This window comes from Streptomyces sp. AMJ-169 (assembly GCF_055597585.1).
The window spans coordinates 297904-324703 of sequence record NZ_JBVLTJ010000003.1 but is presented as its reverse complement, the minus strand read 5'-3'; the positions used below and the strand labels follow the sequence as shown (position 1 = coordinate 324703).

Genomic DNA, 26800 nt, shown 5'->3' with positions numbered 1-26800 from the left:
CGGGGTCGCCCCCGCCCCCGCTGGCTAGTGTGCGTCGCTGCCGGGGCCCGGCCCACGCCGCCGGACCCGGCGAGCACCGCGAGGCGCCACCGCGTGGAAGAGACACGCGACGGCGCCGCGCAGCACAGCCGCGACAGGGAACGGGGTCCGAACATGCGTCACTTGCCTCAGGACGAGCGGGACGGACAGGGCGAGCGGGACCAGCGGGACGGACAGGGCGAGCGGAGTGGACAGGGCGGGGTCGAGCCGATCGCCGTGGTCGGGGCCGCCTGCCGGCTTCCGGGCGGCATCCGGGACCTGGACGGCCTGTGGGACGCGCTGAGCCGGGGCGCCGACCTCGTGGGCGAGGTGCCCCCCGACCGCTTCGACGCCCGCCTGTTCACCGACCCGAGCCAGCCGCGCCGGGGCAAGTCGTACACGGCGGCGGGCGGTTTCCTCGACGACGTCGCCGGGTTCGACGCGGCCTACTTCGGCATCTCCCCGAAGGAGGCGGCGCACATGGACCCCCAGCACCGCCTCCTGCTGGAGCTGACCGCCGAGGCCCTGGACGACGCCGCCGTGGACCCGGCCGCGCTCGCCGGCTCGGACACCTCGGTGTTCGTCGGGATCTCCGACGCCTCCTACGGCGGCCTCCAGATGGCGTCGCTGCGCACGGTCGGGCCGTACACGATGTCCGGCGCCGCCTCCTCCATCGCCGCCAACCGGCTCTCGCACGCCTTCGACCTGCGCGGGCCCAGCATGGCGATCGACACGGCCTGCTCGTCGTCCCTCGTGGCCCTGGACCGGGCGTGCCGCGCGCTGTGGGAGGGCACGGGGCGCGTGGCGCTGTGCGGCGGGGTCAACCTGCTGCTGAGCCCCTACCACTACGTGGGGTTCTCGCAGGCGTCGATGCTGTCCCCGCGCGGGCGGTGCGCCTCCTTCTCGGCGGACGCCGACGGGTTCGTACGGGCCGAGGGCGGCGGGGTCGTGCTGCTGAAGCGGCTCGCGGACGCGCGGGCCGACGGCGACCGGGTGCACGGGCTGATCCTGGGCACCGGCAGCAACAGCGACGGCCGCACGATGGGTCTCGCCCTGCCCGACGCGGGCGCGCAGGAACGGCTGCTGCGCGAGGTGTACGCGCGGGCCGGCGTCCACCCGGACGAGCTGGTGTACTTCGAGGCGCACGGCACCGGGACCCCCGTCGGCGACCCGCTGGAGGCGCGCGCGATCGGCCGCGCCCTCGGGGTCCGCCGGATCACCGGTGCCCTCCCGGTCGGCTCGGTGAAGGCCAACCTCGGCCATCTGGAGCCGGCTTCGGGGATGGCGGGGCTGTTCAAGGCGCTCCTGGTGCTGAAGCACCGTCTCGCCCCGGCCTCCCCGCACGCCGAACCGCCGCACCCCGGCATCGATTTCGAGGGGCTCGGCCTCAAACTCACCGCGCAGGCGCGGCCGATCCACGCGGAGGGGCGCGCCGTCGCCGGTGTCAACTCCTTCGGCTTCGGCGGCGCGAACGCCCACGCGATCCTCGCCGACCCGCCGCCCGCCGCACCCGCCGCATCCGTGCCGGCACCCGCATCTGCGCCGGTACCCGCGCCCGTGCCGGCACCCGCATCCGCGCCCAACGGCCCGCTCCCGCTGATGGTGACCGCCCGCACCGCCGCCGCCCTGACCCGCGCCGCCGAGGTGACCGCCGACCACCTCGACGCCGTGCCCGCCGAGGAGTTCTACGACGTCGCGTACACCTCCGGTCTGCGCCGGGGGCGGCACGAGCACCGCGCGGTCGTCTGGGCCGAGGGGCCGGCCGAGGCGGCGCGCGCCCTGCGTGCCCTGGCGGCGGACGAGCCGGCCGCGGGCGCGGTGAGCCGGGCGGCGGGCAGCGGCCGGACCGCGTTCGTGTTCTGCGGCAACGGCTCCCAGTGGTCCGGCATGGGCGCGGACCTCCTCGCCTCGGACGAGGCGTTCCGCGCCGAGGTGACGGCCGTGGACGCGGCCCTGGCACCGCACTTGGGCTGGTCCGTCCTCCAACGGCTGGCGGAGGGGGCGGAGTTCGCGGAGCGGCCGGCCGACGGCACCGACTTCACCGAGAGGCCGGCCGACAGCACCGACTCCGCCGCGAAGACAGCCGAGGGCGCGGACCCGGCCGAGCAGCCCGCCGAACAGCCTGTTGAAGGCGCCGACTCCGCCGAGCAGCTCACCGACAGCCCGGCCCTCGCTGAGCAGCCCACCGACAGCGCAACCCCCGCCGAACAGCCCGCCGACACCGCACCCCCCGCCGAGCAGCCGACCGAAGGCACCGCCCCCGCCGAACAGCCCACCAACAACACCACCCCCACCGCAAGCCTCACCGAACCCCACCTCTCCGCCACAGAGATCGCCCAACCCCTCCTCTTCGCCGTCCAAGCCGGTCTCGCCGCCGCCCTGCGTGCCCGGGGCGTTCACCCCGATCTGGTCGTCGGGCACAGCGTCGGTGAGGTCGCCGGTGCCTACGTCTGCGGGGCGCTCAGCCTGGCGGACGCGGCGCTGGTGGTCGCCGTGCGCAGTCGGGTCCAGGCGGGGACGGTGGGCAGTGGGCGGATGGCCGCCGTGGGGCTGTCCGCCGAACAGGCCGCGAAGGAACTCGCCGGGTACGGGGGCCGGCTCGACCTCGCCGGGGTCAACAGCGCCGAGGACGTCACCGTCGCGGGGGACGCCGACGCCCTGGAGAAGCTGGGTGCCGACCTCACCGCGCGCGGAGTGTTCTTCCGCGACCTCGGCCTCCCGTACGCCTTCCACAGCCGCCACATGGACCCCGTCGGCGACGAACTGCGCGCCGCGCTGGCCGGGTTGACGCCGGGCCCGGTACGCGTCCCGTTCTACTCGACGGTCACCGGGGCGCGGGCCCGGGGCGCCGACCTGGACGCGGAGTACTGGTGGCGCAACGTGCGCCGTCCCGTCCTGTTCGCGGACGCCGTGCGCCGCGCCCTCACCGACGGGGCCGGAGTGCTGCTGGAGATCGGCCCCCACCCCGTGCTGCGCACCTATCTGCGGCGGGCGGCGGCCGGGCGCAAGGAGGCCTCGGTCGCCGTGCTGCCGACGCTGCGGCGCGCGCAGGACGGGCCCCTGGCGCTCGCCGGGGCCGCCGCCGGGGCGCTCGCCGCCGGCGCCTCGGCGGACTGGAAGCGCTACTTCCCGCGGCCCGGCCGGGTCGTGACCCTGCCCGCCTACCCCTGGCAGCGCGAACGGCACTGGTCGGGCACCGCCCAGACGTGGATCAGGTCCAGCGGCGACGGCCTGCGCGCGCACCCGCTGCTCGGGGAGCGGATGCCGACCGCCGTGCCGAGCTGGGAGGGCGCGGTCGAACCGGTGCTCGTGCCGTGGCTGGCCGACCACCGGGTCGGCGGCTCCGTCGTCATGCCGGCCACCGGCTACGCCGAGGCGTTCCTCGCCGCCGGGCTCGCCGTCCACGCCGGACCCGTCGAGGTCGGCCACCTGGAGATCAGCAGCAGCCTCGTCGTCCCCTGGGCCGACCCCGGCGCCGTACGGCTGCGGGTCTGTCTCGATCCCGCGACCGCCCTCGCCACCGTCACCAGCACCGAGGAGCAGGGCACGCAGCCGCGCCCCCACGCGCGCGCATGGGTCCGCCCGCTGCTGCACCCCCGGCCGGGCCCGCTGCCCGTCGCCGAACTGCGCGCGCTCTGTCCGCGGCGGATCGGTGGCGAGGAGCACTACGCGGCCTGCGCGGACGCCGGCCTCGGCTACGGCCCCTCCTTCCGCGTCCTGGAGGGGATCAGCTGGGGCGAGCGCACCGCCCTCGCCGACTACCGCTACGAGACGCCGGGCGCCCCCTACACCGTCCACCCCGCGCTCCTGGACGGGGCGTTGCAGGCCGGGGCGGCCCTGCTGTACGGGCGGCTGCGGGACGGCGGCGTCTACCTGCCCGCGTCGATCGGCTCCGTCCAGGTCTGGTCGACCCCGGCCCCCGCAGGCGTCGTCCGGGTGCGGGAACAGGAGGCCACCGAGGGCGAGGTCTGCTGGGACATCACCGTCGCCGACCCCGACGGCACGGTCAGCGCCGTCCTCCAGGAGTGCCGGCTGCGCCTGATCCGGGTCTCCCGCACCACCCCCGTCGTCCTCCACCACACCGTGCCCCGCGCCGCCCCGCGCGCTGAACTCCCGTGCGCGCCCTCGCCGTTGCCCGCCCCGCAGGACGTCGTCCGCGCCGCGCGGCCGCGCCTGGACGCCGTGCAGGCCCGGCTGCGCGAGGGGCGGTTCGCGTCGATGGTGCGCGACGAGGAGGAGCTGACCGCGCGCGGGACGGCCGCCGCGCTGGCCCGGCTGCTGCCCGACGCGGCGGCCCCGTTCACCGCCGACGACCTCGTCGCGGCCGGCATGCAGGAGCGCCACCGCCCGCTGTTCGCCCTGCTGCGGCCCCTCCTCCTGCGCCGGGGCCTGCTCCTGGAGACCCCGGACGGCACCCGCCTGGCACCCGACGTCCTCAGCACGCCCCCGCCCGTGCGGGAGGCGCTGGCCCAGTCGCCTGGGAACGTCGTCGTCATCGCCCTCAAGACCCACCTCGCCGCCCACCTCGAAGCGGTGCTGCGGGGCCTGGAGAACCCGCTCGACCTCCTCTTCAACGAGTCGACCACCCACCTCCTGGAGCAGTACTACGACACCGCGCCCGCCTGCCGCTTCCACAACTGCGTCGCCCAGCGCCTCCTGGCCGAACTCCTCGTCCACTGGCCCGCCGACCGCACCCTGCGCGTCCTGGAGATCGGCGCCGGCACCGGCGGCATGACGGCCGCCCTGCTCCCCCTGCTTCCGCCCGAGCGCACCCGCTACCACTACACGGACGTCTCCCCGGCCTTCCTGCCCCGCGCCCGCAAACGCTTCGAGGCCTACGACTTCGTCGAGTACGGCACCCTCGACCTCGACCGCGACCTGCCCGCGCAGGGTTACCCCGACCGGGGCTACGACCTCGTCGTCGCCGCCAACGCCCTGCACACGGCCCAGGACCTGGCGGCCGCGACCCGCCGGGTGCGCGCGGCCCTCGCGCCCGGCGGGCACCTGCTGGGCTTCGAGGCCCACGACCCCGAGCCGCTGCTGGCCGTCTTCGGCACCCTCGCGAGCTTCCACGAACGCACCGACACGGACCTGCGCCCCGCCTCCCCGCTGCTGTCGCGCGCGCAGTGGCCCGGGCTGCTGGAGCGGTGCGGGTTCACGTCCTGCGCGCAGACCGGCGACGACCGGCTGCCCGGCCGGGACCAGGCGTCGGTGTTCCTCGCGGCGGCGGGTTCCGCAGCAGTCCCGGGCGGGCCCGAACTCCCCGCCACCGACGCCGCCTTCGTCATCGGCCGCGACGACCCCGACGACCCGCTGCCCGCCGCCCTCGCCGAGGCGCTCGCCGCGCGCGGGGCACGCCACCGCGCGGTGACCGACGCCGCGACCGACCCCGACGCCTGGGCGCGGGCGCTGGCCGACGCCGGGCCCGGTGACGTGACCGTGGTGCTGCTGCTCGGCGGGGAGCCGCCCGCGGACGGCGCGGAGGCCGTGGCCCTGGGCACCCGTCACGTGCAGCTGCTGCGCGCCCTCGTCATGGCCTTCCGGCAGGCCGGCTCACCGCCCGGCGTCGACCTCTGGCTCGTCACCCGCCCGCACGGCGCCGAGGCGACCCCCGGCCCGATCACCCACCCCGTCGACGCCGCCGCCTGGGGCGCGGCCCGCTGTCTCGCCAACGAGGAACCCGGCCTGCGCGGACGCCGGATCAGCCTGTGCCGGGGCACCGACCCGGCCGCCGACGCCGTACGGCTCGCGCGGGAGCTGCTGGAGCCGGACGACGAGGACGAGGTCGTCCTCACCGCGCACGACCGCTTCGCGCCCAGGGAGCGCCCGCTGCCGCCCGCGCCGGCGCCGGGCGAGGGTGCGGACGACCGGGCGTACACGCTGCGGGTGCGGCGGCCGGGGCTGTCGTACCAGCTGTTCTGGCGGGAGATCCCGGAGCCGGTGCCGGGGCCCGGGGAGGTCGTCGTCGACGTGCGGGCCTCCGCGCTGAACTACCGGGACGTCATGCGGGCGGTCGGGCTGCTGCCCACCGAGGCGCTGGCGGGCTGTGCCCCGGACGAGAACCTCGGCCTGGAGTGCGCGGGTGTGGTGCGTGCCTGCGGGCCCGGGGTGACGCGTTTCGCGCCGGGGGACCGGGTGTTCGGGGTGGTCGTGGGGGCGCTCGCGTCCCGGGTCGTCGGCCCGGCCGAGGCGCTGTGGCCGCTGCCTGAGGAGTGGTCCTTCGCGCAGGCCGCGAGCGTGCCGGTGGCGTTCTGCACGGTCCACTACAGCCTGCTGCACGCCGCGCGGATGCGGGCCGGCGAGACGCTGCTCGTGCACGGCGCGGCCGGCGGCGTCGGGCTCGCCGCGCTCCAGTACGCGCACGCCCACGGCGTGAAGGTCATCGCCACCGCCGGCAGCGAGGCCAAGCGGGACCTGCTGCGCGGGCTCGGCGTGGAGCACGTCCTCGACTCGCGCTCCCTGGACTTCATCGTCCAGGTGAAGGAGCTGACCGGCGGCGAGGGCGTCGACATCGTGCTCAACTCCCTCTCCGGGGACGCCCTCAGCCGGGGCCTGGAGGTCCTGCGCCCCGGCGGCCGGTTCGTCGAGCTCGGCAAACGCGACTTCTACGAGGACCGCGCGCTCCCCCTGCGCCCCTTCGGCTCCCACCTGTCCTTCCACGGGGTGGACCTCACCCGGGTGCTGGGCGACCCCCGGCTGTGCGCCGAACTCCTGGAGGGCGTCGGCGCGGCCCTGCGCGACCACGGCGTCTGCCACGCGCTCCCGCACAGCGTGTTCCCGGCCGCCCGCGTCGGCGACGCCTTCGCCCTGATGCGCCACTCGCGCCACCTCGGCAAAGTGATCGTCGGGTTCGACCCGCTGGACGAACCGTGCGCGGTGGAGCCCCTGCCGCGCGCCCCGCGCCTCGACCCCGGCGCCGCCTACCTCGTCACCGGCGGCACCAGCGGATTCGGCGCGGCCACCGCGCGGGAACTGGCCCGCCGGGGCGCCCGCCATGTCGTCCTGGTGTCCCGCAGCGGGGAGGACGCCCCGGAGACCGCCGCGACCCGTGAAGCCCTCGCAGCCGAGGGCGCGCAGGTCAGCGTGCACGCGGCGGACGTCGCCGACCCGGCCGCGATGCGCGCGGTCCTGGCCGCCGCCGAGGCGGACGGCCGGCCGCTGCGGGGCGTGGTGCACGCGGCGATGGCCCTGGACGACGCCCCGATCGCCGACCTCACCCCTGAGCGGGTGAGCGCCGCGCTGCGCGCCAAGGTCGCGGGCGCCTACGTCCTCGACGAGCTGACCCGGGGCCGGGACCTGGACTTCTTCGTCTGCTACTCCTCCGCGACCGCCGTCGTCGGCAACGTCAAACAGTCCGCGTACGCGGCGGCCAACCTCTGCCTGGAGAGCCTGGTCCGGTCGCGCCACCGGCGCGGACAGCCCGCGCTCGCCCTCGTCTGGGGAGCCATCGGGGAAGTCGGCTACGCCGCCCGCAACGACCTCACCGACTCCCTGAACAGCCTCGGCACCGAGTCGCTGGCCCCGCGGACCGCCTTCGCCCACGGTATGCGGCTGATCGCCGGGGAGCGCCCCGACGCCGGCGGGGTCGTCGCCGTCTCCCGCATGGACTGGGCGCGCGCCGCCACCCTCCTGCCGCTGCTGCGCGCGCCCCGCCTGCGCGACCTGGTCCCCACCCGGGACGGCGACGCCGAGGCCGACCGGGCGGCGCTGCTGCGCACGCTCTCCCAGATGGACGAGGAGAGCGCCATGGCCCACCTCACCGGCCAGCTCACGACCCTCCTGGCCGACGTCCTCCAGATGGACCCCACCGCCCTCGACCCCCACCGCCGCCTCGACGCCTACGGCATCGACTCCCTGATGGCCGCCCAGGTCCTGGTGACCCTGAACCAGCGCTACGAACTGGACATCCCACCTATGGAACTCCTGCGCAGCAACGGCACGATCGCCGAGTTCGCCCGGATCGTCCAGGTCAGACTGGGTTTGAGCACCCAGTCGACGGGTTCGGGGGACGGGGGAGAGGGGGGTGGGTGGATGAGGGGGTGGTGAGCCGACGGGGTCGGCCGGGTACCGGCAGCAAGCTGAAATCTTCATGGCGGCCGAGATGACGGCTCCGGCGTGGATGCGTGAGCAGGTCACGGCGGAGGAGTACGCGTCCTGGTCCGAGGAGCGGTGCGCCGGCATCGGGATCGTGGACGGGATGGTCGTCGTGAGCCCCAGTGCCTCCAAGCGGCACAACCGGTTGGCGCGAATCCTGGCGAACGCCCTGGACGCCGCCGCGGGCCCGGACCGGAACGCCGGCACAGGCTTCGACGTCCGGCTCCAGGACGTCCCGCTCACCAATCGCCGCCCGGACGTCGCCGTGTACCGCGCGGACACGATCGACATCACACCCACCCGCCCTGAGCAAGTGCTGGGACAGGCGTTCCCCTTGTGTACACCTACGTGCTCGACCCCGCGACGAGGACCTACCGGGACGCCGATGTGTTCACCAGCGTCCTCAAAACAGCCGCTCCCTTCCCGGTGGAGATCGACCTCGGCCGGATCTGACGCGAGCGCGGACCGCTCACCCCGCCAGCGGAAAGTGGCAGGCCACCTCTCTGCCGTCGGCTCCCGGGGTCAGGCGGGGGCGTTCTGTTGCGCACAGGGGCTGGGCGTAGGGGCAGCGGGTGCGGAAGGGGCAGCCCGTGGGTTTGTCCGCCGGGTTGGGGACCTCGCCGGTCAAGGGGATGCGGGCGCGGGACGATCCGGTGCCGTCGTCTATCTCCGGGACCGCCGACAGCAGCGCCTGCGTGTACGGGTGCGCCGGGGCCGCGTACAGGGCGTCCGTTTCGGCCAGTTCGACTATCTCGCCCAGGTACATGACGGCGATCCGGTCGGAGACGTGCCGTACGACGCCCAGGTCGTGGGCGATGAAGACGTAGGTGAGGGCGAACTCGTCCTGGAGGTCGGCGAAGAGGTTCAACACCTGGGCCTGGATGGACACGTCGAGCGCGGACACCGGCTCGTCGGCGACGATCAGCTTCGGGTCGGTGGCCAACGCCCGCGCGATACCGATGCGTTGCCGCTGCCCGCCGGAGAACTCGTGCGGGTACCGGTCGAGATGGGCCGCCGAGAGGCCGACGACGTCGAAGAGCTCGGCGACCCGGCGGCGCACCGCGCCCGCGTCGCCGTAGCGGTGCACGAGCAGCGGCTCCGCGACGATGTCCCCGGCGCGGCGGCGGGGGTTGAGGGAGGCGTGCGGGTCCTGGAAGACGAGTTGCAGGCCGGGGCGCAGCGGGCGGAGCCGGCGGGTGGAGAGCGACGAGATGTCCTGGCCGTCGAACTCCACCCGCCCGCCGGTGAGTTCGGTGAGCCGGACGAGACAGCGGCCCAGGGTGGACTTGCCGCAGCCCGACTCGCCCACCACCCCCAGGGTCTCGCCCGCGCGCACCTCCAGGGACACCCCGTCGACCGCGCGCAACTCCCGCCGCGATCCCCGGAGTCGATAGTGCTTCGTGAGGTCAGTGGCGCGCAGCAGTACGTCGGTCATGACGTCGCCTCCGTGTCGTGTCGCGCGGCCGTCCGCTGTCCCGCGCGGTCCTGCGGCGGGAGCCAGCACGCGTCCAGGTGCGGGGAGTCGGGCGGCGAGAGCGTGGGGCGCTCTGCGCAGCGGTCGTGGCGCAGCGCGCAGCGGGGTGCGAACGCGCAGCCCTCGGGCAGGGAACCGGGGGAGACGGGGGTGCCGGAGATGGTGGGGAGCCGGCGCAGCCGGGGGCCGTTCACGCGCGGCACCGAGTCCAGCAGGCCCCAGGTGTAGGGGTGGCGGGGGTCGTGGAAGACCGCGCGGCGCGGGCCCTCCTCGGCCGCCCGGCCGCCGTACATGACCAGGACCCGGTCGGCGATCTGCGAGACCACGCCCATGTCATGGGTGATCATGACCATCGCCGAGCCCTGGGCGTTCAACTCCCGCATCAGGTCGAGGATCTGGGCCTGGACCGTCACGTCCAGCGCGGTCGTCGGCTCGTCGGCGATCAGCAGGGCGGGCGAGCAGGACAGGGCCATCGCGATGACCGCCCGCTGGCGCTGGCCGCCGGAGAACTCGTGCGGGTAGGCGTGCACGCGGGAGGCGGCGTCGGGGATGCCGACGTCGGAGAGCAGCCGTACCGCGCGGGCCTGGGCCTCCTTGCGGGAGACCTTCTCGTGCGCGCGGATCTGCTCGGCGATCTGCCAGCCGACCGTGTAGACGGGGGTGAGGGCGGTCATCGGGTCCTGGAAGACCATGGCGATCTCCCGGCCGCGCACCGCCCGCATCTCCCCGTCCGGCAGCGTCAGCAAGTCCCGCCCACGGAACAGCACTTGGCCCGACACGGTGACGTTCGGACTGGTCAGCAGCCGCAGCACGGCCAGCATCGACACGCTCTTGCCCGACCCCGACTCGCCCACCACGCCCAGGACTTCACCGGGCGCGACGGAGAAGGAGAGTCCGTCGACGGCGGTGACCGTGCCCTGGCGGGTGCGGAAGCGGACCGTCAAGTCGCGTACGTCCAGCAGGGGTTCAGGCATGGCGGGCCCTCGGGTCGAGTCGGGCGTACAGGATGTCCACCAGGGCGTTGGCGAGGACCACGAAGAACGCCGCGTACAGCACCGTCCCCATGATCACCGGCAGGTCGAGGTTCTGGAGGGCGTCATAGGTGAGCTTGCCGATGCCCGGCAGGCCGAAGACGACCTCCGTCAGCAGCGCGGCCCCGCCGACGAGCGCGCCGAAGTCCAGGCCGAACAGCGACACGATCGGGATCAGCGAGCAGCGCAGCGCGTGCCGCAGCAGGATGCGCCGCTCGGACAGGCCCTTGGCGCGGGCCGTGCGGACGTAGTCCTCGCCGAGCGCGGTGACGACCTCGCCGCGCAGCAGCCGGGCGTAGATCCCGGCGTACAGCAGGGCCAGCGTCAGCCAGGGGAACAGCAGATGCAGCGCCCACTGCCCGGGGTCGTGGCCGAGACCGACGTAACCGGGTGGTGGCACCCAGGAGAAGAGGGAGTCGTGGAACTGCTTCTGGGTGAGGAGGTTGACGACCTCGCCGAGCCAGTAGGCCGGCAGCGAGACACCGACGACGCCCACCAGCATGATCAGCGGGTCGGCGGCCTTGCCGCGCAGGGTCGCCGCCGCCGTCCCCATGACGATGCCGGCCGTCATCCAGATCAGGGCGGCGCCGATGACCAGGGACAGGGTGACGGGGGTCGCCTGGATGATCTGGGGGATCACCTTGGAGCCGCGGTTGACGAACGACTCCAGGTCCCGGTCGATCAGCAGGTGGCGCATCATCAGCAGGTAGCGGACGGGCAGCGGGCGGTCCAGGCCGAAGGAGTGGCGTACCTGGGCGAGGGTGGCCGCGTCCGCGTTGCGGCCCGCGATCCGCGCCGCCGGGTCGACGCCCGGGGTCGCGAAGAAGATCAGGAACACCAGCACGCTGATCGCGAACATCACCAGCAGGGCCGAGCCGAAGCGGCGCAGAGCGAAGAGCAGCATGGGTCACACCCCTCCGCGCAGCCGGGCGCCCGGGTCGAGGGCGTCGCGCACCCCGTCGCCGAGGACGTTGAGCGCGGCCGTGGTCAGCGCGATCAGCAGACCGGGCGCGACCGTCACGACCGGCCGGGTGTACAGCAGCCCCAGACCGTCCTCGATGATCGTGCCCCAGCTGGCCTCCGGCGGCTGCACGCCCACCGACAGGAACGACAGCGCCGACTCGGTCAGCATGGCCAGCGCCGTCATCAGCGGCACGAACACGATCGCCGTCGGCACCACGTTCGGCAGCACCTCACGGCGCAGGATGCGCGCGGTGGACGCGCCGGAGCCGATCGCCGCCTGGATGTACTCCTTGTCCCGCAGCACCAGCACCTGACCGCGCAACGGCCGCGCGATGTACGGCACATAGATCGCCGCGATGATCGTGACCGGCAGCCACAGACTCCCCGCCTCGACCGTCACCGGGCCCAGCTTCAGCCCGTCGGTGAGCAGCACCACCGACAGGCAGATCGCCAGCAGGTACACCGGGAACGCCCAGATGACGTCCAGGGCCCGTGAGACGACCGAGTCGACGACGCCGCCCGCGTACCCGGCGACCACGCCGACGACCGTCCCGGCCGCGCAGGTCAGCAGGGCCGCCGTCACGCCGATGAACAGGCTGGTCCGGCCGCCGTACAGCAGGCGGGCCATGACGTCGCGGCCCTGGTTGTCGGCGCCCAGGAAGTAGTGGGCGGGGTCCCAGGTCGGGCCGATCGGGGTGACGCCGAGACCGAGTCCTGTGCTGCTCGGGGTGAGCACCGGCACGGTCTTGCCGTCGACGACCGTGGTGGCCGAGATGTGCGACTGGAACGGGTCGGTGTGGGCGATGTGCTGCGCGTACAGCGGGGCGCACAGGCTCGCCAGCACGATCAGGAGCAGCAGCGCGGCGGAGGCCAGGACCGGCTTGTTGCGCAGCAGGTCGCCGGCGGCGGTCCGCCAGGGGCCCGGCGGGCGCCGGACCGCCGGCGCCGGGCGGACCGCGGTGGCCGTCGCGGCGGTCACTTCACCCACAGCTGACCGACCAGCATGTAGAACTGCTTGCTGAACCGGTAGTTGCCCACCTTGGTCGACGTGAAGTCGATCATCTTCGGGTTGATCAGCGGCACCACCGGCGACTCGCCCATGATCTGCTGGTCGATCGCGGCCCACTGCGCGTCCGCGTTCGCCGCGCTCTTCGCCGCCTGCATCTTGGCGTCCACGCCCTTGTCGCAGTACCCGGAGATGTTGATGCTGGAGTCGCTGCCCGGGTGGTAACTCGCGCAGGAGAACAGCACGTTGAGGAAGTCGGAGGCCGCCGGGTAGTCCTGGTACCAGGACGTCAGGGCCAGCTGCACCTTGTTCTTGGTGTTCTGGATGTAGGTGAACTGGATGTTCGCCGACAGCGGCTTGAGGGTCGCCTTGTAGCCGAGCTGGGTGAGCAGGCTCTGGAGGTACTGCCCGATCGACTTGTTGACATCGTCGTCCTGGACGACGATCCCGACCTCCTGCCCGGCCGTGCCGGACTGCTTCACCAGCTCTTTCGCCTTCGCGAGGTCGGCCGCCGTCCAGGTGCTGACGCCGCCCTTGGTGTAGGCGCAGGTGTCGGCGTGCCCGGGGAAGCCCGGCGGCAGGATCGTGCAGGCGGGCGAGGCGAGGTTCGTGCCGCCGTACAGCCGGACGACCGCCGAGCGGTCCACGGCCCAGTTGATCGCCTGGCGGGCCAGCTTGTTGTTGAACGGCGCCGTGTTGACGTTCAGCGTCGCGTACCAGAACGCGGTCAGCGGGTTCACGTGCGCCTGGGAGGCGTACTTGGTGCCGATCTCGTTGAGGCGGTCGGCGGGCGGCGCGTCGAACATCCAGTCCGCCTGGCCGTTCTCGACGGCCGTCACCTCCGACTCGACGGTCTGGCCGAAGGTGTAGTCGATGGCGTCCGGGTAGCCCTGCGGCTGCGCCTCGCGCGACCACTCCGTGAAGTGCGGGTTGCGGACCAGCTTCAGCGCCCGGTTCGGGTCGTAGGAGGCCGCCATGTACGGGCCGGTCGTCGGCAGCGGGGTGGTGCCCGCGTCCTTCGCCGGGGAGTCCTTCGGGACGATGCTGGCGTGCGGGACGGCGAGCTTGTACTCGAACTCCGGGTCGGCGGCGGTGAGGTTGATGGTGACGGTGTCGGTCTTCGCGTCGCCGATCACGCCCTGGGGCAGGGTGCAGGAGGCCGGGGTCTTGATGCAGACGTCGGCGCCGACGATGTTGTTGTAGAAGGTGCCGGCGGTCGGGCTGGAGATCTTGAAGATCCGCTCGAAGGAGGCCACCACGTCGTCGGTGGTGAGGGGCTTGCCGTTGGAGAAGGTGATGCCCTTGCGGAGGGTGAAGGTGTACGTCTTGCCGGCGTTGCTGATCTTCGGCAGGGCGGTCGCGAGGTCCGGGACGACCGTGAAGGACTCCTGGCCGTTCACCTTCTTGAAGGCGAGCAGGCCGTCGTACATCGACTGGTACAGCTGCCAGTACTGGAGGGTGTAGTTGATCTGCGGGTCGAAGCTGCCCGCCGCCGCGTGGGCGACGAGTCTGAGGGTGCCGCCCTTGTGCTGGGACTGGAAGGCGGTGGACCCGGAGGCGGAGCCGGCGGCGCTCGGGCCGGAGGAGCCGCTGTCGGAGGAGGAACAGGCGGTGGCGGTGAGGGCGAGCGCGGCGGTGACGGCGGCTAGCGTGCCCCGTCCGGCGGGGGTGCGAAGCATGGCGGGCAACTCTCTCGGTGTCGGGCGTGGATCAGTCGTTGGCGTCGAGGAACGCGCCGACGACCCTGAGGTACAGCTCCTCCTCCTCGACGTGCGGCATGTGGCTGGAGTGCTCGAACAGGTGCCAGCGCGCGTCGGGGATGCGGTCGGCGAAGGGGCGGACGGTGTCCGGGGTGGCTTCGTCGTACCGGCCCGAGACCAGCAGGGTCGGGGCCTCGACCAGGTGCAGCCGGTCGATGACGGACCAGTCCTTGAGGGTGCCGACGACGTGGAACTCGTTGGGGCCGTTCATCGTGTGGTACACGGTCGGGTCGGCCGCGATGTTGTCCCAAGTCGCCTGTACTTCCGGCGGGTTGGGGGTGAGGCGGCAGACGTGGCGCTCGTTGAAGACCGCTTCCGCCGCCCGGTAGTCCGGGTGGTCCGTGGTGCCGGCCGCCTCATGGGCGAGCAGGGTCTCCTGGACGTCCTGCGGCAACTCGGCGCGCAGCTCGGCCGCCGCCTTGAGCCACAGCTCCATGGACGCCGGGGAGTTGGCGATGACCAGCCCGCGCAGCCCCGGCGGCCGGCGCACCGCGTGCTCGGCGGCGAGCATGCCGCCCCAGGACTGGCCGAGGAGGTGATAGCCGTCGGCGATGCCCAACTCCCGCAGCAGGGTGTCGAGTTCGTCGAGGAAGAGCTGGACGGTCCAGAAGTCGGCGCCCGCGCCGGGGAGATGGGTGGAGCGGCCGGTGCCGAGCTGGTCGTAATGGATCACCGGGCGGCCCTGGCCTGCGATGCCCGCGATGCTGAGCGTGTAGTCGTGACCGGCGCCCGGGCCGCCGTGCAGGACCACCAGAGGTGTCCGGCCCGGGGTGCCGGTGATCCGGTACCAGGTGGAGTGGCCGTTGAAGTCGACCGTGCCGGTGTGGTTCGGTTCGGGGATCGCCACGAAGAAGCCTCCCAGAGCGGCCGGAACCAGCCGGCCGACGTCTGAAAAATAGTGGGTGTGTGACGGATGGATGGGATAGTGAACGGGGAAAAGGTCAGTCCACAAGACCTTTTAGTCGGGGCGGGGCAAGACGTAACGCCGGGTTCACATGGCCCGCGTGTGTTTACAGAAGCGACGATTTCCGGGAGGACAGCTGACATCCGCACCTGAGCCGCCGGGGTCCGGCGACGAGTACGCGCGCCTCATCGACCGCGTCCTCCTCGGCGGCAGCCCGCCGTCCGCGCTGCGCCCGGTCCGGGTGACCTCCGCCGTCGACGAGGTCACCGACCGGCTGCTCACCGCGATCGCCGTCGGCGACTTCCTCCCCGGCGAGCGGCTGCCGGCCGAGCGCGAACTCACCGGGCTGCTGCACGTCAGCCGGCCCACCGTGCGCGAGGCCGTCGGCCGGCTCAGCGCGCTCGGGGTCATCGAGGTGCGCCGGGGGCGGGGCGGCGGGGCGTTCGTGCGCGACAGCTGGAGCGAGTCGTCCGGGGACGCGGTCCGCCGGACGCTGCTGCCGCGCTGGGAGGAGTTCGAGCAGCTCTTCGACCTGCGCGGGCTGGTCGAGGGCATGGTCGCCGCGACCGCCGCCCGGCGCCGGCGCCCCGAGGACCTCGTACCCATGCGGGAGGCGCTGTCCGCGCACCTGCGGGCCGGCACCCCCCGCGAGGAACAGGCCGCCGACAGCGCCTTCCACCGCGCGGTCTGCGCCGCCACCCACAACCCCCAGATAGCCCGCCTCAGCCGCGACCTGCTGGCCCGCATCAGCCTCGGCTTCCCGATCGAGCCGTGGGGCAAGGGCGAGCGGGGCCACTTCCACCGGGCCGGGGAGGGCCACACCGCGCTCTACGAGGCGATCGCCGCGGGAGAGGCGGGCCGGGCGGAGGAGATCGCCCGGGAACACTTCATGATCACCGCGGAGATGATCCGGGGGGTGCTGGCCCGGGTGCGGGGGGACTGACGGCCGACACGCGTTTGCGATCTTTGCGATCGTCACAGATTCTCGGGCAGGGGCTCGGTAACGATCGGGCAGCACCACCCCCTGTACGTCCGCTAAGTTGTCCACGGAACTCGCCGTCCGCTGCATCGCCTTCCGTCGCGCGCTCCATGTCCTGACACGTCACAGCGTCAGTCCATGCGCCGGAAGCCCGTCTTGCCGCGCATGGGTGCCGCTCCGTCTCCTGTGAAAGCGGGAAACCATCTTGAGCACCCCCCAGGCAGAGCAGACCGGCGGCTGGTCCGTCGACGACCGTTGCCTCAACTGCAACATCGCCCGCCAGCTCGCCCCCGGCATGATCGGCTACCGGCGGGACGCCGGTGAGTACGGCGGCCTCTCGGTCGTCGTCCGCCAGCCCGAGACCGAGGCCGACACCGAGCGGATGTACCTCGCCGCGCACGCCTGCCCGACCCGTTCCATCCACCCGCCGGCCGACGACCTGGGCGCGGACACCGACCCGTACCCGAAACCGCTGGACGAGGACGGCGTCGTCCTCCTGTGCGGACACGCCTCCCCGCAGACCTACGGCGCCACCTCCTACCTCGTACGCCGCCCCGGCGGCACCGCGATGATGATCGACACCCCGCGCTGGCGGCCTGCGCTCGCCCGGCGGTACGAGGCCAAGGCCGGGAAGATCACGGACGTCCTCGTCACCCACCTCGACCATGTCGCGCACGCCCGCAAGTACGCCGACGCCTTTGGGGCACGGCTGTGGATCCACGAAGGGGATCTGCACTCCCTGCCCTCCGCCGACCACGTCATCCGGGGCACCGAGCCGGTCGAGATCGCGCCCGGCGTCGTGGCCCACCCGTTCCCCGGCCACACCGAGGGCAGCACGCTCTACATCGTCGACAAGAAGTACTGCTTCACCGGCGACGCGTTCTTCTGGTCCAACTCGCAGGCCACCCTCGAAGTCGCGCACAGCGTCGTCTACCAGTCGATCAGGACGCTCGCGGAGTCCGTGGCGCGCGGCGCCGAGGAGCTGACCTTCGAGTGGGTGCTGCCGGGCCACGGCGACCTGCACCACCTGCCCGCCGACGAGATGCGGGAGCGGATGCGCGGACTCGGGCGGCGCGCCGCGACCTATCCGGAGGAAGGGATCGACTACGGGGCCGTCCGCTACTGACGGGCGTCCCTCGACCGGACCCCGGCCGGGGTCCGGTCACCCGGCGCCGCGCACCCGCGCCGCCTCCCGCGCCGCGTTCGGGTTCGCCCGGCCCTGGCGGGAGCCGGCGAGCTTGGCCTTGATGTGGTCGCGGACCAGGACGGGTTCGTAGGAGAGGCCGTCGGCGGTGTCGAGATGGGTGGGCAGCGGGGAGATGACGGCGTCGATGTTGCCGTCGTGGAAGAACGCGGCGGAGCGGCGGCGCCGGATGGTGCCGTCGACGATCGGGGGCTTGACGCGGTGCAGGGTCGACATCCAGCGGTCGTTGGTCAGCCGCGCGGTCAGGTCGCCGAGGTTGATCAGCAGGGCGCCGTCGGCGGGGGAGACGTCGTGCCAGACGCGGTCCGTGCCGAGCACCTGGAGGCCGGCGACCTGGTCCGCCCAGAGGACGGTGACCAGGCCGTAGTCGGTGTGCTCGCCCATACCGGTCAGGTCGCCGTCCAGGGTGATCCGCCCTTCCGGCAGGGCGTAGTTGTTCATCCGCAGGACGTCCACGGAGTGGTCGGTCAGGCGGGCGAAGAAGTCGCCGGGCAGGCCGAGGGCGTCCGCGAAGATCCCGGTCAGCGTACGGGCGACCCGCGCGGCCTGCGCGTAGTACGCCTCCACCTTGGGGCGGAAGTCCTCGACGCCGGGCCACACGTTGAGGCCGTAGTCGTCCTCCGACAGCGCCAGGTCCGGGAAGGAACGGGCCTCCGTGCCGACGTTGAACGCCTCGAAGAAGTCGTTCATGCGGCCCGCCGGCTCGATGCCCAGGCTCAGGCTGAGCGATTCGCTGGCCGGCGGGCTGTAGCCCCGGTTCGCGCCCCGCACCCGGTACTCCTTCTTCCGCTCCAGGGACAGCGCGAAGAAGGAGTCGACCGCCTCGGCGAGTCCGGCGAGGGTCTCGGGCGGGACGCCGTGCCCGAGGATCTGCGCGAAGCCGACCGTCGTACAGGCCTCGTCCAGCTGCCGGGCGGTCTCGGCCCGGTCGCCGGTGCCGGTGGTGTAGGGGCTGATGTCGACGATCGGGACGGAGAACGCGTCGGTGTGCCGTGACATGGGGGCTCCAGCCGTTCGGGGGTCGGGGCCGACATTGTGCCGAAAGGATGTGTCCGCTTTGTCTCCGGGAGAAGGCCGCCGGCCGTCAGCCGGCCGCCCGGCTCTCCTCCATCAGCCGCTCCAGCAGCTCGGCGGGGACCGGCGTGGGCAGGAAACCGAGGAGCTGGCGCAGGGGCATGGAGGCGACCATCCGCAGGGTGTCGGAGTTCTCCTCCGTCGCCATCGCCTTCTTCAGCTCGGGCCCGGCGACCGGGTGGCCGAACCACTCGTCGGCGGTGGAGTCCAGGGTGAGCGGCTTCGTCAGCCGGTCACCGGGGAGGTCCAGCGGGAGCGAGGCGAGGATGTCGTGGGCGTTCGCGGCGAGCTGGACGGCGTACCGGCCGGGCGCCACCGTCCAGTCGTCGCGGGTGACGTCCCAGTACGCGAAGGCCCGCCGGTCCAGCGCGACCGTGACGACCGTGCTCTCCCCGGGCGCGAGCGCCACCTTGGCGAAGCCCCGCAGCTCCCGCGCCGGGCTGCTGACCGGGCGCTTCGGCGCGGCGACGTAGATCTGGACGACGTGCTTGCCGAACCGGTCGCCGGTGTTGGTGACCGTGACGTGGACGTCCGCCGAGTCCGGCCCGGTGGCGGTGACCCGCGCCTCGCTCTGCTCGAAGGAGGTGTAGCTCAGGCCGTGGCCGAACGGGTAGCGGACGGCGACCTCGGCGCTCTCGTAGTACCGGTAGCCGACCATCACGCCCTCCCCGTAACGCACCTGCCCTTGCTCGCCAGGGAAGTTGAGGTACGCGGGGGTGTCCTGGAGCCGCAGCGGGATCGTCTCGGCGAGCCGCCCGGACGGGTTCACCCGGCCCGTCAGCACGTCCGCGATCGCGCCCCCGCCGGCCTGCCCGGGAAGCCACGCCTCCAGCACGGCGTCCACCTCGTCGTGCCAGCCCTCCAGGCTCACCACCCCGCCGTTGAGCAGCACGACGACGGTACGGGACGCGGCCCGCGCCACCTCCCGGATCAACTCGACCTGATCCTCCGGCAGTTGAAGGTGCTCGCGGTCGAACCCCTCGGACTCGTCGGACTCGCGCAGCCCGACGACGAGCACGGCGACGTCGGCCTCCGCCGCGACCGCGACCGCCTCCTCCCGCAACCGGACCGCGCCGGCCGCGCCGGAGGTGTCGTACCCCTGGGCGAAGTCGACCCGGGCGCCCGGGAGTTGGGCACGCAGCTGCTCCAACGGGCTGTCCACCCGGGTGGCGTTGACGTGGGAGCTGCCGCCGCCCTGGTAGCGCAGGTGCTCGGCGAACTCGCCGATGACGGCGATCCGTCCGGCCGGCGCGAGGGGGAGGGTCCGGCCGCGGTTGCGCAGCAGGACCAGGCAGTCGGCGGCGATCTCGCGGGCGGTGTCGTGGGGGTCTTGGCGGACGGCCGTGTCCGTATCGGCTTGCCCCTGGTGGCCGGCCGCGACCGTACCGGCCTGCCCCCGCACCCCCTCCGCCAGCCCCCGCAGCCGCCCGACCGCCGTGTCCACCACCGACTCCGCCAGCTCACCCGCCCGCACGGCCGCCGCGACCTCGGCGTCCGTGCCGCCCCCGCCGCCGGGCATCTCCAGGTCGAGCCCGGCGACCAGCGCCGCGACCCGGTCGGAGACCGCGCCCCAGTCCGAGACGACCAGTCCCTCGAAACCCCACTCCTCGCGCAGCACTTGGGTGAGCAGCCACGGATCCTGGCTGGCGTACACGCCGTTGACCTTGTTGTAGGCGGCCATCACGGTCGCGGGCCGCGCCTGCGTGACGATCCGTTCGAACGCGGGGAGGTAGATCTCCCGCAGGGTGCGCTCGTCGACGTCGGCGCTGATCCGCATCCGGTCGGTCTCCTGGTTGTTGGCCGCGAAGTGCTTCACCGAGGCGCCGACCCCCTGACTCTGCACCCCCTCCACATGGGCGGCCCCGAGGACCCCGCTGAGCAGCGGATCTTCGGAGAAGTACTCGAAGTTGCGGCCGCACAGCGGGGAGCGCTTGATGTTCACGCCGGGGCCGAGGAGCACGTCGACCCCGAGCGAGCGCGCCTCACGGCCGAGGGCCTCGCCGAGGCGGCGCAGCAGCGCGGGGTCCCAGCTGGAGGCGAGGGCGACCGCCGGGGGGAAACAGGTGGCCGGCTCGCTGTCGTAGATGCTCAGGTGGTCGGTCCTGCCGGTCTGCCGGCGCACCCCGTGCGGGCCGTCGCACAGCACCAGCGAGGGGAGGCCGGCCGGTTCGGCGGACTCGGTCGACCACATGTCCCGGCCGGAGAGGAGGGACGTCTTCTGGGCGAGATCGAGAGCGGGGGTGCCGCTGGGGGAGGGGGCGTTGTCCATGCTGAGGCTTCCTCCTGATGATGTCTCGGGCCTGCCGGGACGACTGTAAAGTCAAAAACCGAGCGAGGCTAGGTTTTTGACTCGCGGCGGCCGGAGGACGCGCCCTGCCGGCGGATCAGCCCTGTTCGCCGCCGGGCCCGAGGCACATCCGGTTGAACGCCTCGATCGTCCCCGCCATGTCGACGTCCGGATCGAGCAGCCACTGCAACTGGAGCCCGTCGGACAGCGCGAGCAGCATGCGGGCCAGCTGTTCGGGCCGCACGTCCTGGCGGACCTCGCCCGCCTCCTGGGCCGCGCGCAGCCCGCCCCCGATGGACTCGTTGAACTCCGTGTACCTGCGGGCGAAGAACGGGTGGGCGGGGTGGGCGGAGTCCGAGGCGGCGGCGGACAGGGTGACGAAGAGGTCGACGAGACCGCGCTGGCCGGCGTTGTGCGCGGCCGTCCGCGCGAGCGCCTCGCCCGGTGACGCGGCGTCGGAGGTCGCCGCGGTGTCCTGGGCGTCCCGCTCGGCGAGCACGGCGACCAGCAGTTCCTCGCGGGAGCCGAAGTAGTGCAGGACCCCGGCCTGCGACAGCCCCGCGCGCTCGGCGATCTCCTTGAGCGAGGAGCCGCGCCCGCCGTGCTCGCCGAACACCTCCAGCGCGGCGCGCAGGATCTGGTCCCGGCGCTGGAGTCCCTTGCGGTACGGGCCCCGGGGCCCCCGTGGTGTCGTCACGCCCCGACCGTACTTCACCCCCTGTCCCGCACGGTCTGGAGCGAGGACGACTCGTAGGCCGCGAGCAGCCGTTCGGTGTCCGCCAGCTGCCTCAGCCAGCCGTCGCGGACCACGTCGATGCCGGTCTCGGGCTCCTGGAGCGAGGCCAGGTAGCGGGCGAGCGGGGCGCCCGCCGGGCCCGCCTGCTCGTGCAGGGCGATCATCTTCGCGACCAGCCCGGTCTGCGCGCCGTAGACCGGGATCTGCGGTCCGCGAGGAGCGATGAGGCCGATGAAGTACAGCTTCTCCACGGTCGCCGCGAGGATGCCGCCCGCGTAGCGCACCGGGGCCCCGGCGGACCAGGGGAACAGGGCGTCGTCCAGGAAGGGGAGGCGGACGTTGAAGCCGGTGGCCCACAGGATCGTGTCGTAGTCGCGGGCGGTGCCGTCGCTGAAGTGGACGGTGGCGCCGTCGAACCGCTCGACGGCCGGGCGGACGGTGATGCGGCCGTGGTGGATCCAGTACAGGAGGAGGTCGTTGACGACCGCGCGGCCCTCGGCGAGGGTGGCGCCCTCGGGTGCGGGCAGCCCCGGGTAGGCGTGCCACTCGCCGAGGGCGAGGCGGGACATGAGCCGGTTGACGAGGTCCTGTTCGGCGGGGGAGAAGCCGGCCAGGAAGGGCACCTGCTGGCGGGGCACCCCGAAGTACGTCTTCGGCTGGAACCATGAGCCGCGCCGGACGACGATGTCCACGTCCAGCCGGTGCTGGGCGGCGTCCACGGCGAGATCGCAGCCGGAGTTGCCCGCGCCGACGACGAGGACGCGCTCGCCCGCCAGGTCGGAGACGTTGCGGTAGACCCCGGAGTGGACCGTCCTGCCCGTGAACTCGCCGGGGATGTCAGGGATCTTGGGGTCCCACAAGTGGCCGTTGGCGACCAGGACACCGTCGTAGACCTCGTCGTCCCCGGCGGACGTGGTCACCCGCCAGCCGTACGAACCCGGGCGTGAGCCGGCGGGTCCCTCGGCCGGTTCGACGGCCGTCACCGCGGCGGCGAAGCGGATGACGTCGTAGAGGCCGTGCGCGCGGGCGTACGACTCGATGTAGGCGCGGACCTGGTCGCGGCGCGGGAAGTGGGGGTAGTCGGCCGGCATCGGGAAGTCCTCGAACGCCGTCATGTCGCGTGACGTGATGAGGTGCAGGGCGTCGTAGTCGGTGTGCCAGTGGCCGCCGACGCGGTCGGTCCGCTCGAAGCAGTCGACGTCGTGGCCGAGTCGGCGCAGCTGCTGGAGGGCGGAGACGCCTGCGGCGCCGGCGCCGATGACGCAGTAGCGGGGCATGAGGACTCCCTTCGCGGGGACTTCCGACGGGAGCAAAGTATGGGCAGCGGCGCGGCTCCAGGTGAACGCGTGAATTCCGCCCCGCCCCAAAGGTTTTGGCTATGGCCGCAAGGGTTGGCTACGGCCGCAAGGCTTTGGCTACGGCCGCAAGGTTTGGCTACGGCCGCGCGCAACTCCCCAGCCGGGCCAGGTGTTTCGTTGCCAGCTCCATCAACACCCTTGTCGCCGGGGACAGATGGGCCTCGCGGCGGGTGATGAACGCGAAGGTCTCGTGCAGCGGCGGGTCCAGCGGGGCCGGGTGCAGCCGGCCCAGGTAGCCGAGGCGGCGCGCGAGGGGCAGTGAGCCGACGGTGTCCCCGACGCCCCGGGAGGCGAGGGCGATCGCCAGCGCGGGCGACTCGACCTCCACCCACGGCGTCAGGGAGAGGCCCGCCTTCTGCACCCGCTCCAGGAGCCGCCGCCGCGTCGGATCGGCGTTGCCCCAGCGCGCCTCGGGCAGGATGAGCCGCGCCCGCGCCAGCAGTTCGGCCGTGACCGGCTCGGTCACCGGGGAGGTGCTGAGGTACACGGCCTCGCACGTCCAGACCGCGTTGCTCACGTCCAGCCCGCGGTCGTCCACGGGCAGCGAGACGAGCCCCGCCTCCAGCGTGCCGTCGCGGACGGCGTCGGCGACCTCCGTGGAGTTCAGCCCCACGACCCGGACCCGCACCTGGGGGTGGCGGTCGTGGAACTCCGCTATCAGGTCGCCCAGCAAAAGATGCTGCGCGCTGCTGAACGTCCCCAGCGAGACGGTGCCGCCGGTGAGCGTGCGCACCCCGCGCACCGAGTCCTCCGCCTCCTGCGCGGCGGCCAGCGCGTGCTGGGCGCGCGGCAGCAGCAGATGGCCCGCGTCGGTCAGCACCAGCTTGCGGTTGGTGCGCACGAAGAGCGGTACGCCGAGCGCGTGCTCCAGGCGTCTGATCTGCTCGGACAGGCTCGGCTGCGCGATGTACAGGGCCTCGGCGGCGGCGGAGAAGGAGCCGTGCTCGACGGCGGCGAGGAAATAGGTCAGCTGCTGAAGCGTCATCATCGGGCCGCCCGGCGAAGAGGGTCCATCGAAAGCTCCTCCAGGTGTGTCGAGACGTTCCGCCAAAGGTTCTCCCTTGAGGAACCCCGGAACTTCGAGGGTTCACCGATCGCCCGGGGGCTCCTCATACTCACCGCAAGCGCTGAGGCGGTCAACGGCCCGCCGCACACCGTCGGCGCAGGACCCCGGCCTCCCCGCACCCTCACGCTCAGGCTCCTCCCACCTCCCCACTCCCCAGGTATCCAGGAGGTTTCCCGTGCCGCAATCCCCTGAGCGGCCCCGGCGGCCGGCTCCGGACGAGGGCGCGGACGGCAGACTCCGCCGCACCATGTCCCTCCAGCAGGTCCTCTTCCTCGGCGTCGGCGGCCAGATCGGCTCCGGCTGGCTGTTCGCGATGCTGTACGCCGCCGGAGCCGCGGGCCCGGCCGCGATCATCTCGTGGATCATCGGCGGCGTCCTGATCACCCTGATCGCGCTGGCCTGGACGGAGGTCGGCGCGGCCCTGCCCCGCAGCGGCGCCATCGTCCGCTACCCGTACCTCACCCACGGCGGCCTGACCGGCTGGATCATGGGCTTCTCGTACTGGATCGCCAACGTCTCGCTGCCCGCCATCGAGGCGCTCGCCGTCATCACCTACCTCGGCAGCGCCTTCCCCGGCCTCGGCCTGATGGAGGTGAAGTCCGGCGTCTCCGTGCTGACCTGGCCGGCCGGGATCCTCGCCGCCGTCGGCCTGATGACCCTCTTCCTCCTGATCAACACCTTCGGCGTACGGCTGCTCGGCGAGGCCAACCGCTGGGTGACCTGGTGGAAGATCCTCGTCCCCACGGCCACCTTCGTACTGCTCCTGTTCGTCTTCGACTCCGCCAACTACACCGCCCACGGCTTCTTCCCCGAAGGCGGCGGCTCGGTCTTCGAGACGGTCGCGGTGTCCGGCATCGCCTTCGCGCTGATGGGCTTCCGCGGCGTCATCGACTTCAGCGGCGAGGTCGTCGCACCGCGCCGCACGGTCCCGCTCGGCACGCTCGGCACCATACTGATCCCGCTCGCCGTCTACCTCGCCCTCCAGATCGCCTTCATCGGCGCGGTGAACTGGCCCGACGCCGGCATCTCGGTGGGCAACTGGTCGGCGCTGGGCGGCAGTTCATGGGCGGAAGGACCGCTGCTGCACGCCCTGCGCGCCTCCTCCCTGGCCGCCCTCGGCGCCTTCGCGACGGTCCTGCTCATCGACGCCGTCGTGTCCCCGGGCGGGGCCGGCTACATCTACCTCGGCACCGCGGCCCGCGTCGGCTTCGGACTGAGCGTGCACGGCTACCTCCCCAAGGCGTTCCAGAAGACCAACCGGCACGGCATCCCCTGGGTCTCCACCCTGGTCGCCTTCGCCGCCGGCTGCGTCTTCTTCCTGCCCGCCCCCAGCTGGTACCGGCTGGTCGGCTTCATCAGCGCCGCGATGGTCCTCAGCGCCCTGATGGCCGCGGTCTGCCTGCCGGTGCTGCGCCGCCACGCCCCCGCCCTGCCCAGACCGTTCCTGCTCCGCGGGCCGAGGCTCTGGGCCCCGGCGGGCTTCCTCGCCGCCGCCGCGATCATGTACTGGGCGGGCTACACCACCCTGGTCAACCTCACCGTGGTGATCTTCACCGGCCTCGCCGTGTACGGCGCCCACTACGCCCCCCGCCGCGGCTGGCTCCCGCGCCGCACGGGCGTCACGGTGAGCGTGCTCTACCTCGCCGCCTGGAGCTACGTCAGCGACATGGGCGGCTGGTTCCTGGCCACCGGCACGAAGCCCGCCGCCGGCAGCTGGCCGTTCCCGGTCTACTGCGCCGCGAGCACGATGGTGGTCGCCGCGTACGTCGCCACGGTGTGGGCGCTCGCCGACACCGAGGGCCGACGGCACACCCGCAGCGGCTTCTGGCTCGTCTTCCTGCTCCTGGCGACCCTCCCGGTCAGCTACGCCGGTGAGTTCGGCCCGGTGAAAGAGCTGGCGTTCCCCGCCGGCACGCTCCTCGAACTCGGGGTGGCGCTCATCGCCTACTACTGGGGCGTCGCCTCCGGATTCGCCACCGCAGAGCTGGACGAGCACGTCGCGCTGGAGATCCGCCGCGCCGCAGCGGCACCGGCGCCGTATCCCGTGAACACCCTTACAAGGAGGCACAGTTGACCAGACCCCGGCTGTCCGGAAAGACCGCCCTGATCACCGGCGCCGCCCGAGGACAGGGCGCCTCGCACGCCGAACGGCTCGCCGCCGAAGGGGCCCGCGTCCTGGCCTGCGACATCCTCGACGACGCCGGCCACGCCACCGCCACCCGCCTCCAGGAGGCCGGTCTTGACGTCGAGTACCTGCACCTCGACGTCACCTCCCGCGCCGACTGGGCGGCAGCCGCCGCACACGCCCGCCGCCTCGACGTCCTGGTCAACAACGCGGGAATCATCCACGTCACCCCCCTCCTCGACGAACGCCCCGAGGACTGGAACGCCACCCTCGCGGTCAACGTCACCGGCGCCCTGCTCGGCATACAGGCGGCCGTACCCCTGATGCGCGCGGGCGGCGGCGGTTCGGTGATCAACGTCGCCTCGGTCTTCGGCGTGGTCGGCGCCCCCGGGTACGCCGCCTACTGCGCGAGCAAGGGCGCCCTGATCGCGCTCACCAAGACCGCCGCCCTCGAACTGGCCGCCGACGGCGTCCGCGTCAACGCCCTGTGCCCCGGCGGGGTCAGCACCCCCATGAACGCACACGAGGAGGAGGGCGGCGTGATCCCGCGGACCCCGCTGGGCCGCCGCGCCCACGTCCGGGAGATCTCCGGCGCCGTCGCCTTCCTCGCGTCCGACGACTCCAGCTTCACCACCGGAACGGAGATGATCATTGATGGCGGGTTTCTCGCGCACTGAGAGCACTGAACTCACCGAGTTTGCCGAGCCCTTCGCGAGTACGG

General features: G+C 73.0%; 16 protein-coding genes and 1 pseudogene. 6 read left to right on the top strand and 11 right to left on the bottom strand.

What is annotated here, in order from left to right:
* Positions 1-153: 153 nt before the first annotated feature.
* Together ACYUD3_RS09705 and ACYUD3_RS09700 are read left to right on the top strand one after the other, a co-directional pair.
* On the top strand, positions 154-8064 hold the full coding sequence (locus ACYUD3_RS09705; protein WP_470966755.1) for an SDR family NAD(P)-dependent oxidoreductase: 7911 nt from the start codon (positions 154-156) through the stop codon (positions 8062-8064).
* A 43-nt stretch (positions 8065-8107) separates the two neighbouring features.
* A pseudogene (locus tag ACYUD3_RS09700) lies at positions 8108-8565 on the top strand (Uma2 family endonuclease).
* Between the two features lie 16 nt (positions 8566-8581).
* Here the strand turns inward: ACYUD3_RS09700 and ACYUD3_RS09695 are convergent.
* Genes ACYUD3_RS09695 through ACYUD3_RS09670 form a run of 6 tightly spaced genes read right to left on the bottom strand, consistent with a single transcriptional unit; the run spans position 8582 to position 15193 of the window.
* On the bottom strand, positions 8582-9547 hold the full coding sequence (locus ACYUD3_RS09695; RefSeq protein WP_470966753.1) for an ABC transporter ATP-binding protein: 966 nt from the start codon (positions 9545-9547) through the stop codon (positions 8582-8584).
* On the bottom strand, positions 9544-10560 hold the full coding sequence (locus ACYUD3_RS09690) for an ABC transporter ATP-binding protein (protein ID WP_470966750.1): 1017 nt from the start codon (positions 10558-10560) through the stop codon (positions 9544-9546). Before ACYUD3_RS09690 ends, ACYUD3_RS09695 begins: the two co-directional genes overlap by 4 nt.
* The gene (locus ACYUD3_RS09685) at positions 10553-11521 is read right to left on the bottom strand and encodes an ABC transporter permease (protein WP_470966748.1); all 969 of its coding nucleotides are present in this window, start codon (positions 11519-11521) and stop codon (positions 10553-10555) included. The genes ACYUD3_RS09690 and ACYUD3_RS09685 overlap by 8 nt, the downstream gene beginning before the upstream one ends.
* A gap of 3 nt (positions 11522-11524) precedes the next feature.
* The gene (locus ACYUD3_RS09680; RefSeq protein ID WP_470966746.1) at positions 11525-12568 is read right to left on the bottom strand and encodes an ABC transporter permease; all 1044 of its coding nucleotides are present in this window, start codon (positions 12566-12568) and stop codon (positions 11525-11527) included.
* Positions 12556-14265 carry an ABC transporter substrate-binding protein gene (locus ACYUD3_RS09675; RefSeq protein ID WP_470966744.1) on the bottom strand — a complete coding sequence of 570 codons (1710 nt, stop codon included), beginning with the start codon at positions 14263-14265 and terminating at the stop codon, positions 12556-12558. Before ACYUD3_RS09675 ends, ACYUD3_RS09680 begins: the two co-directional genes overlap by 13 nt.
* 31 nt (positions 14266-14296) lie before the next feature.
* A complete protein-coding gene (locus ACYUD3_RS09670) occupies positions 14297-15193 on the bottom strand; it encodes a proline iminopeptidase-family hydrolase (RefSeq protein ID WP_470966742.1) in 897 nt (298 codons plus the stop codon).
* A 157-nt stretch (positions 15194-15350) separates the two neighbouring features.
* On the opposite strand from ACYUD3_RS09670, the gene ACYUD3_RS09665 reads away from it, so the two are divergent.
* Together ACYUD3_RS09665 and ACYUD3_RS09660 are read left to right on the top strand one after the other, a co-directional pair.
* A complete protein-coding gene (locus tag ACYUD3_RS09665; RefSeq protein WP_470966740.1) occupies positions 15351-16193 on the top strand; it encodes a FadR/GntR family transcriptional regulator in 843 nt (280 codons plus the stop codon).
* Between the two features lie 241 nt (positions 16194-16434).
* A complete protein-coding gene (locus tag ACYUD3_RS09660) occupies positions 16435-17355 on the top strand; it encodes an MBL fold metallo-hydrolase (RefSeq protein ID WP_470966738.1) in 921 nt (306 codons plus the stop codon).
* 36 nt (positions 17356-17391) lie between these two features.
* Here ACYUD3_RS09660 and ACYUD3_RS09655 read toward each other — a convergent pair whose 3' ends face one another.
* From ACYUD3_RS09655 to ACYUD3_RS09635, 5 genes are all read right to left on the bottom strand, one after another.
* Positions 17392-18432 carry an isopenicillin N synthase family dioxygenase gene (locus ACYUD3_RS09655; RefSeq protein WP_470966736.1) on the bottom strand — a complete coding sequence of 347 codons (1041 nt, stop codon included), beginning with the start codon at positions 18430-18432 and terminating at the stop codon, positions 17392-17394.
* A gap of 85 nt (positions 18433-18517) precedes the next feature.
* Positions 18518-20776, bottom strand: coding sequence for a glycoside hydrolase family 3 C-terminal domain-containing protein (locus ACYUD3_RS09650; protein WP_470966733.1), 2259 nt, complete (start codon positions 20774-20776; stop codon positions 18518-18520).
* A gap of 115 nt (positions 20777-20891) precedes the next feature.
* Positions 20892-21491, bottom strand: a complete 600-nt coding sequence (locus tag ACYUD3_RS09645) for a TetR/AcrR family transcriptional regulator (protein WP_470966731.1) — start codon at positions 21489-21491, stop codon at positions 20892-20894.
* A 14-nt stretch (positions 21492-21505) separates the two neighbouring features.
* Positions 21506-22807 (bottom strand): flavin-containing monooxygenase, encoded by a 1302-nt coding sequence (locus tag ACYUD3_RS09640; protein WP_470966729.1) that lies wholly within the window; start codon positions 22805-22807, stop codon positions 21506-21508.
* 157 nt (positions 22808-22964) lie between these two features.
* A complete protein-coding gene (locus ACYUD3_RS09635) occupies positions 22965-23876 on the bottom strand; it encodes a LysR family transcriptional regulator (protein ID WP_470966726.1) in 912 nt (303 codons plus the stop codon).
* Between the two features lie 253 nt (positions 23877-24129).
* Between ACYUD3_RS09635 and ACYUD3_RS09630 the strand changes: the two genes are divergently transcribed.
* Positions 24130-26028 carry an APC family permease gene (locus ACYUD3_RS09630; RefSeq protein WP_470966724.1) on the top strand — a complete coding sequence of 633 codons (1899 nt, stop codon included), beginning with the start codon at positions 24130-24132 and terminating at the stop codon, positions 26026-26028.
* Positions 26025-26756, top strand: a complete 732-nt coding sequence (locus ACYUD3_RS09625) for an SDR family NAD(P)-dependent oxidoreductase (RefSeq protein ID WP_470966721.1) — start codon at positions 26025-26027, stop codon at positions 26754-26756. Before ACYUD3_RS09630 ends, ACYUD3_RS09625 begins: the two co-directional genes overlap by 4 nt.
* The last annotated feature ends 44 nt before the right edge of the window (positions 26757-26800 follow it).